This is a genomic window from Catenibacterium sp. co_0103 (assembly GCF_004168205.1).
Taxonomy (GTDB): Bacteria; Bacillota_I; Bacilli_A; order Erysipelotrichales; family Coprobacillaceae; genus Catenibacterium; species Catenibacterium mitsuoka_A.
The window spans coordinates 59,663-67,196 of sequence record NZ_RCYB01000003.1 but is presented as its reverse complement, the minus strand read 5'-3'; the positions used below and the strand labels follow the sequence as shown (position 1 = coordinate 67,196).

Below are 7,534 nucleotides of genomic sequence, written 5' to 3'. Positions count from 1 at the left end.
AAGCGCTATGGTCGTCCTACTAACGGAAAGAATAAAGTATTTGGACAGAGCCTATATTCAGTTGAATTATATGATAAATCAACGCGACATTTTCCAGCATGTTCCCATAACTTCCCGAAAGCCGGTGAAGCCCGATTCCAAGGGCTTTCCCGGCTTTTTCGCCTTTTGGGGAAGTTCCCGTATCTTGGCGAATCCCGGCGCATCTTGATGGCCGTGAGTAGTAAAACGAGTAGTAAAACGCGTTTTTACTACGCCGCGACGCGTCGCATCTCCTCCGCAGCCGTGCAGCCGTCCATATGGGCGTAGTACCCGAGCGTCATCTTGATGTCCTTATGGCCCATGATGTATTGCAGCGCCTTCGGGTTCATCCCGGCCTTCGCCATCTCCGTGCAGAACGTGTGACGCAGCGTATGCGGTGTCATGCCATCGGGAAGCTCCATCTTTCCCTTCTTCGCGTACTTGCCTCTCAGCCCCCTGAACACCCGGTCGTAATCGCCGCCGACCCTCGGCAGCCCGTCCCTGTTGAGGAAGATGAAGCCCGTTCGCCCATCGACGTTCAGGGGCTTCGCCTTCGGCCTCGATGCCATGACATGCTCGAACGCGGCCATCACCTCGTCGGTCATGTAGATGTAGCGCCTGCCGCTCTCCGTCTTAGGCTCATCGACCCGGTATCCCCCGCCGACCGCGCGAGCGAGCTGGTGGTCCACGAAAATCACCCTGTTCGTCAGGTCGATGTCCGCCTCGGTCAGCCCGCACATCTCCGATATGCGCAGCCCAGTCCCGAGGAGGATGACCACCTCGTCGATGTACCTGTGATAGACGGCGTCCGACCGCATGAAACCGAGCAGCGCGTCCACCTGCTCCCGGCTCAGCGGCTCCCTCTCCGTCACGTCCCTCTTGATGACGGTCGCGAGCTTGAAATCGAACGGGTTCTTGCGTATGCAGTCATCGGCTATCGCCAAGTAGAACGCCGCCTTGAGCGACCGCTTGTGGTTGGAGATGGTGGAGTAGGCGAAGCCCTTGGACTTCATGCGCTGCGCCCATTCCTTCGCGTCTGACGGCTTCACGCCGCCTATCTCCCGCGAGCCTATCGCATCCTCGAAGAGCAATCGCTTGAGCTGCGCCCTCGACCTCTCCGTCCCCTCGCGCACGTCGAGGCGGCATCTCGTGAACTTCGCGTAGAGCTGGCTGACCGTCATCTTCTTGCCGATGGGGTCTATCCCGTCCTCAAGGTCACGGCGTATCTCGCGCTCCCTCTCGCGCAGCGGCCTGCACGGCCTCTTACCGGCAGGGAGCCTGTCGGTCTCCACCAGTCTCCATGAGTAGATGAACTTCGGCTTTCCGTCCCCGTCCGTGTATTTGAAGACATAGAGGCCGTTGGCCTTCTGGCTCTCGCCGGTGTTCAGTATCCTATTCTTGTTGTCTCGTCTTTTCTGTGACATCCATATATCGCTCCTTCCATATGGAAAGAGCCTTGGTATGCTACTGCTATTATAGCATAACCAAGGCTCTTTTTCATCATCTAAATCACGTCCGTCGCGTCGATGAACCGCTCGAACGCCTTGCGTTTGACCTGAACGCGGTTGCCGTTCATCACCACCCAGTCAGGCGGCGGCATCTCCGAGGCAAGGCGGCGCAACTTGCCCTCGCCTATGCGGAAGTACCGGGCCGCCTCCTCGATGGTGAGCGTGTACTTCTCCCATACGGGTATGTCCTTCGCACCCATGCGCCCACCTCCTCATCACGGCTCGAACCGCAGCATCGCGGCGAGCAGCTTTCCTTGGAGCTGCGTCTTTCTCAGGGTATCGACCCCGTACTCGACGCGCCCAAACTCATCGAGGAAGGCGTGCGTGCAGAGCTGGTCCATATAGCCGTCGAAATAGGCGAGGACCTTCTGCATGGCAACGGGGTCGCCTGAGACCGCCGCGACCATTACCTCATAGCTCATCATCGCCAATCACCTCCTCTAAACGCGCCCTCAGCGCGAGGAGCGCCTTCGAGCGCCTGAATTGGACCGTGGAGCGAGGGCACCCAAGCTCCTCGGCGATGCGCCTGTCCGTCCACTCTGCGAAGTAGTAGAGCAGGACGATGGCTTGGTCGCCTTTGGAGAGGCCATGGATGGCCTCGGCGAGAACGGTATCCATCACCACGACCTCCCGACCGACCACCTCGAACACGACCTCCTCCGATATGAGGTCATCGGGTGAGGCCAGCCTGTTCAGCTCGCTCTCGTGCATGTCGGAGAACACGGTCTCCCATCGCGCCTCACGCGCCTGCTTGCGAATGATGTCCGTCCTCGCGTTTCGAAGCGTCCTCTTGCAATAGGCGCAAAACATCTTGACGGCTGCCATCTTCTCTTCTTCTGAAATCATCGTGATTCCTCCTTTCTACAAGGAACACGATACGACCATGCAGTTTGCCGAGAAAATAGCTTTTCAGAAGAACATATATGTAGAAATTGTAGAGATACTTTACATCCAGACATCACACGGGACTGGAAAGATTTGAGCGCCATTTGCCATTGATTATCACAAATGGCGACTGACGACATCCGATACGCATCATCTGCCCCAGCTTCACCCTCTTGTTGGCAACTCGTCCAACGGTCTGCGTGTAAGGGATGCGGGGCACAGATAGGGTGCTCGGATATAATGCGGCATATGGGGTTACGGGCCATCCGCTTCCCCACTGCGTCCACAACAAGTAGAAAGGAAGATGACCATGGCGCAAGATTTTGGAGACGATGTAGGCGATATGCTTCTTCGCAACATCACTAGATACAGTGAAAAAGCGATTGGCCTAATCCTAAATGAGTATTTCAAGTCAGCCATCCGCGATTGGCAACAGGCGAAGCTCGAAGAAGAAGGCATGTCGAAAGAAGAGGCCGCGATAAAGGCCGAGGTCATGGCTTCTCGCGAGCATATCTGCATGCCATTTGGAAACTCGACCGATGCGGCCTATTTCGCACAGGTTGTGCGCGAGAACGGCACTTATGCCGCAGCGATGACCGATGACAATGGCAATGGGTATGTCCAGTTTGCCAAAGATGACCTTCAAAAGGTGCGGGAATGCACCGTGCAATTCTCCGAGGTCATGACCAATCTCAAATGCGGGGAAATCTCCGAGTTGATTGCAAATGGGAAACCTGTGACGCAGGATGTGTTCAAAAGCCTTAAGCCCATCAAAAATCTACCGGATTTGCCGAATGTGGATGGCATAGAGCTTAATCTACGTGATGTCACGCTTATCCCCGTGGCGATTCGCTTCACCGATACGCCAGATAAAGTCGAAGTCAGAACGTTCTCAGAACAGGACACCGCTGACCTCGATATGGACTCCGAGGTGTTCTTCTCCGGCTACACTCACGATGAGCTTACCGATATGGTCGGAAAGGCAACCGGCGAGGACTTCATTGTCGAAAGCGTCGGTGAACCCTATCAGGTCAAGGCAAGAATAATCGAACAGGAGTCTCGCGCAGCGGATTTTCCCGAGCAGACATATGATGACCGCGTAAACGATACCTATAACCACACCGAGGGTATACGCGACAAGGTGCTCAACGCCCGCGAACAGTGCCGCGATTTCGATGATTTCAAGGAACTCCTTGCCAAGGAGGACATCGGTGTCACGGAAGGCAAGAATGGCGAGTTGATGTTCTACGAAGCTCGTCGTGATGAGAACGGTGAAATCCTCGACCGTGGACCAAACAAGGACGGTCTGATGGACTGGGCCGTCGGAGCGAAGACCCTCCGGGACAGGTACAAGTGCGATGTGACTCACGACTGGTTCGAGAAGAACACGCCTAAGGAGCCGACCGCTAATGAGACCGCCCACGAGGTCGTTCCCCCGCAGAAGGACCTGAACCTCATCTGCAACGCGGTGCGCGGCGACCTTAAAGAGCACGGCATCGAGACGTATGACCGTCCTGACGGCAAGATGGGGTTCCTTGTGGATGTGAAGCACAAGCAGGACGTCATCAAGGCCGTCGAGACGCGTTTTCCCGGTCATGCACCGGAGGAACTGGGAATCGAGTTCTTCGACCACGGTCCAAGTCATGGGGCGTCGTTGGAAAACGTCAAGGACTCGCGTGAACCGCAGGTGACCGATGGTTCCCTCGACATGAACGGCTCGACTCCCGACATCAATCAAGGCATCGAGTCCCATGATGGCATGGATACTATGGTGAACACGCTGCGCATCGAGCGCGAGCAGAACGGCACCGAGGTTTCACCTTCCATGGTGCGTGAGCAGTCCGACCGTAGCCGCGAGAAGTACGACCTGAACTCTCAGGCCAAGGAGTGCCGCGCCGCGAGCAAGCAGCTCTCGCAGACCAACGACTACCCCGACCGCGACATCTCCGACAAGTTCCAGCAAGAGCGCTAGAAGGGAGCCTGATATGACCCATATGAACGATTATCTGCCGGAGCGCCTTGCGACGAACCCCTTGCAGGCCATGGAATCTGACAGCGACATCGAGGCCATCGCCGATGCGGTGATAAGCGCCAGCGTCCTGCGCGATGAGTGCGACGGGAACGCGGCTTTCAAGAAGAGCGCGAGGCAGCTCCTCTACGCCTGCCTCGGATACCTGCGCGACTGGTGCTCATTGGAGCAGCGGACAGTCGGAAACCTCAAGGCCCTCCTCGACGCGGCGCGTCCCTCCTCATCGGGTTCCACCGTCACAGACCTCGGGGACCTGTTCTACGAGATAGAGTCGGGCTGCAAGCGCGTCATCAGCGCGGACGGCATCACCATGAGTTGGGAGCCGACGGCACTTGAGCGCAATGACGGCACCTGCCCCCGCGACACCAACGGCATCCGACCCGAGGACGATTTCTGCCTCGGGTGCTACAAGCGCTTCGCACAGGGCACCGCACCGACCACCCGCGCCTCCATCGCCGTCTCGCTCTCCCGTGCCCTGCCGGGACGCGAGGGTTAGGAAGGAGGGTCGCTTATGGCTCAAGGCAAGGGAAACCCTGAAATCAACAAGAAAGTCGCGACCTCGGCCCTCGTGACCACCCTGCTCTCAGGTGTGGGCTTCTACCTCGGGAACCGCTATTGGGAGGCCGTAGCCTCGTTCGGGGGCCAGTTCTTCGAGCATTGGGGCGACGGCTTCGCCGCCATGTGGCCGCTCATCGCCGAGAACCCGGCGCACATCGACATGTCACCCAACGCCATGCTGGCGGGCCTGACCATGTGCGTCCTCGTCTGGCTCTTCTGGCTGCGCTACGTCGCCTTCGTGGGCAACTTCCGCGCCGGTGAGGAGAGCGGTTCGGCACGCTGGGGCACGCTCAAGGAGGGCAAGCAGTTTCGCGACCTCACCACGGAGGACAACAACCTCATCTTCACCCAGAACTTCGGCCTCGCCCTGCACCGCCCCAAGTTCAACCCCGAACTCGACCGCAACCTGAACGTGCTGGTCGTGGGCGGCTCCGGCTCCGGCAAGACGTTCAACTATGTCACTCCGAACATCTGCCAGCTCAACACGAGCTATTTCATCACCGACCCCAAGGGCACGCTCCTCAAGGACGCGGGGTTCCTGTTCACGGACAACGGGTACAAGGTGAAGTCGTTCAACACCATCAACCTCGATGAGTCCATGCACTACAACCCGCTCAAGTACGTGAAGACGGACACCGACATCCTGTCGTTCGTCAACTGCTACATCATGAACACCAACGGCGACGGCAAGGCGGGAGACCCCTTCTGGGAGAACTCCGAGAAGATGCTGTACACCTCGCTCATCGCGCTCCTGCGCGACTGGTTCCCGCCGGAGGACTACAACCTGTCGAGCCTACTCACGCTGCTCTCCATGGCCGAGGCCCGCGAGAACGACGAGAACTTCAAGTCCCCGCTCGACCTGCTCTTCCTACAAATCGAGGAGGGCAAGCGCTACATCCCGAACGAGGGCGGCGCTCCCGCGCCGTCGATGGGAATCTCCGGCCTCTCCCGCAACTTCGGGACGGGCAACGCGACCGGAGACTCGGACTGGTCATGGGAGCCGACCAACCTCAAGCGCAACTCCGACGGCGTGCGTCCCGCCGACTGCGGCGGTCTGTCGCCCGATGAGGACTTCGCGCTGATGAACTATAAGAACTTCAAGGTCGCGGCGGGCAAGACCCTCAAGTCCATCATAATCTCCTGCAACGTGCGCCTCGCCCCCATCGCCACCGCCGGTGTGCGCAGCCTGCTCGAATACGATGAGATGGAGCTTGACACGCTGGGCGACCCGGACGCGAAGGTGGCGGTCTTCGGCATCCTCTCGGATACCGACAAGACGCTCTCCTTCCTGTTCGCCATCATGATGTGGCAGTGCATCGACCAGCTCTGCCGCAAAGCACTCACCGACTACGGCGGCAAGCTGCCGACTCCCGTCCACTTCATCTTCGACGAGTTCGCGAACATCGGGACCATCCCGCAGATTGAGGAGACCATCGCCGTCACGCGCTCCCGCAACATCGGCATCACCATCATCCTGCAATCCATGTCCCAGCTCGAATCGAAGTACGACAAGAAGGCGCAGACCATCGTGGATTGCTGCGACTCCACCCTGTTCCTCGGCGGCAAGTCGAACTCCACTAACAAGGAGATTGCCGAGATGATTGGCAAGCAGACCATCCACCAGATGACCTACAACGAATCCACAGGTCAGTCCTCAAGCGCTGGCAAGAACCTGCAAATCCAAGGCCGCGACCTCATCGACGCCGCTGAAATCGGCAAGATGAGCCGCAGGAAGGCCATCCTGCTCATCGCGGGTACCAACCCGCTCATGGACGACAAGTTCGACCCGCACACCCACAAGCGCTACTGCTACATCGTGGACAAGCGCAACCCCAAACGCTTGCACGACAAGCCCTTCGACTTCAAGCGCTACTTGGAGGGCGGATGCGAACCGTATGACGACCATGATGACAGCGCGACCGGAGAGAAGCGGTGATTTTCCGAGACACTTTCGCAAGCGGTTATAATCTATGTTGACTCGTCGGCGCATCTGCTTATCGCGTTGCGCCGCGCATGCGGCTCACGGGCAAGAAAGGAGAGGACGGTGAAAGGACATTGGAAGAACTCGTCAGGCTCGCCGCGAAGCCCATCGCCTACATAGGCTGCACGGTCATCTTCCTCGGCCTCATCTATCTGGGCATCAACCTTCGAGATGGGGCTAGGGCTGGCGGCGGGGAACTGAGGAAGGCAATCGCCATGATTGCCGCCGGTGCCGCCGTGACCGGGTTCGCGGCCATCTACGGCTTCACGGGCTTCTAGGCCACGTGTATGCCGACACTCAATAGACTAAATCAGAAAGGAAGTTACCAATATGCTCGATAACGCAGTGAACATGCTCACGCAGGGCGTGACGTTCCTCGGCGGCGTGCTCGTCGTCTTCGGCCTCATCAACCTCGGCATGACCATCAAAGACGGCATGCAGGGCGGCGGCGGCCAGCTCTCCGGTGCCATCGCCATGATTGTCGGCGGTGCCATCGTCGTGGGTGCGGCCATCTACTTCGGTCAGCTCAACACCGGTTGGGCTGGCGGACTCTAA

At 58.4% G+C, this 7,534-nt stretch carries 10 protein-coding genes; 6 read left to right on the top strand and 4 right to left on the bottom strand.

Features of this window, described 5'->3' with window-relative positions; translation table 11 throughout:
• The coding region (locus tag EAI80_RS13705) for a hypothetical protein (protein ID WP_238634331.1) at positions 1-208 on the top strand (208 nt) is incomplete at its 5' end.
• Between the two features lie 40 nt (positions 209-248).
• Here EAI80_RS13705 and EAI80_RS01260 read toward each other — a convergent pair.
• The 4 genes from EAI80_RS01260 to EAI80_RS01245 all read right to left on the bottom strand — a co-directional run bounded on the left by EAI80_RS01260 (position 249) and on the right by EAI80_RS01245 (position 2,372).
• Positions 249-1,442 carry a site-specific integrase gene (locus tag EAI80_RS01260; protein WP_021420606.1) on the bottom strand — a complete coding sequence of 398 codons (1,194 nt, stop codon included), beginning with the start codon at positions 1,440-1,442 and terminating at the stop codon, positions 249-251.
• A gap of 80 nt (positions 1,443-1,522) precedes the next feature.
• A complete protein-coding gene (locus tag EAI80_RS01255) occupies positions 1,523-1,726 on the bottom strand; it encodes an excisionase (RefSeq protein WP_021420607.1) in 204 nt (67 codons plus the stop codon).
• Between the two features lie 15 nt (positions 1,727-1,741).
• A complete protein-coding gene (locus tag EAI80_RS01250; protein ID WP_021420608.1) occupies positions 1,742-1,951 on the bottom strand; it encodes a helix-turn-helix domain-containing protein in 210 nt (69 codons plus the stop codon).
• Complete coding sequence (locus EAI80_RS01245) at positions 1,938-2,372, bottom strand: sigma-70 family RNA polymerase sigma factor (RefSeq protein WP_052015738.1); 435 nt, start codon at positions 2,370-2,372, stop codon at positions 1,938-1,940. Before EAI80_RS01245 ends, EAI80_RS01250 begins: the two co-directional genes overlap by 14 nt.
• Positions 2,373-2,721: 349 nt before the next feature.
• Here EAI80_RS01245 and EAI80_RS01240 point away from each other — a divergent pair, with 349 nt between their 5' ends.
• The 5 genes from EAI80_RS01240 to EAI80_RS01220 all read left to right on the top strand — a co-directional run bounded on the left by EAI80_RS01240 (position 2,722) and on the right by EAI80_RS01220 (position 7,534).
• Positions 2,722-4,383: a hypothetical protein gene (locus tag EAI80_RS01240; RefSeq protein WP_129980638.1), complete on the top strand. Its 1,662-nt coding sequence runs from the start codon at positions 2,722-2,724 to the stop codon at positions 4,381-4,383.
• Between the two features lie 22 nt (positions 4,384-4,405).
• Complete coding sequence (locus EAI80_RS01235; protein ID WP_129980637.1) at positions 4,406-4,936, top strand: hypothetical protein; 531 nt, start codon at positions 4,406-4,408, stop codon at positions 4,934-4,936.
• 15 nt (positions 4,937-4,951) lie between these two features.
• Positions 4,952-6,934, top strand: coding sequence for a type IV secretory system conjugative DNA transfer family protein (locus EAI80_RS01230; protein WP_021420611.1), 1,983 nt, complete (start codon positions 4,952-4,954; stop codon positions 6,932-6,934).
• Positions 6,935-7,053: 119 nt separating this feature from the next.
• Complete coding sequence (locus EAI80_RS01225) at positions 7,054-7,257, top strand: hypothetical protein (protein ID WP_036745231.1); 204 nt, start codon at positions 7,054-7,056, stop codon at positions 7,255-7,257.
• A 52-nt stretch (positions 7,258-7,309) separates the two neighbouring features.
• A complete protein-coding gene (locus EAI80_RS01220) occupies positions 7,310-7,534 on the top strand; it encodes a hypothetical protein (protein WP_021420613.1) in 225 nt (74 codons plus the stop codon).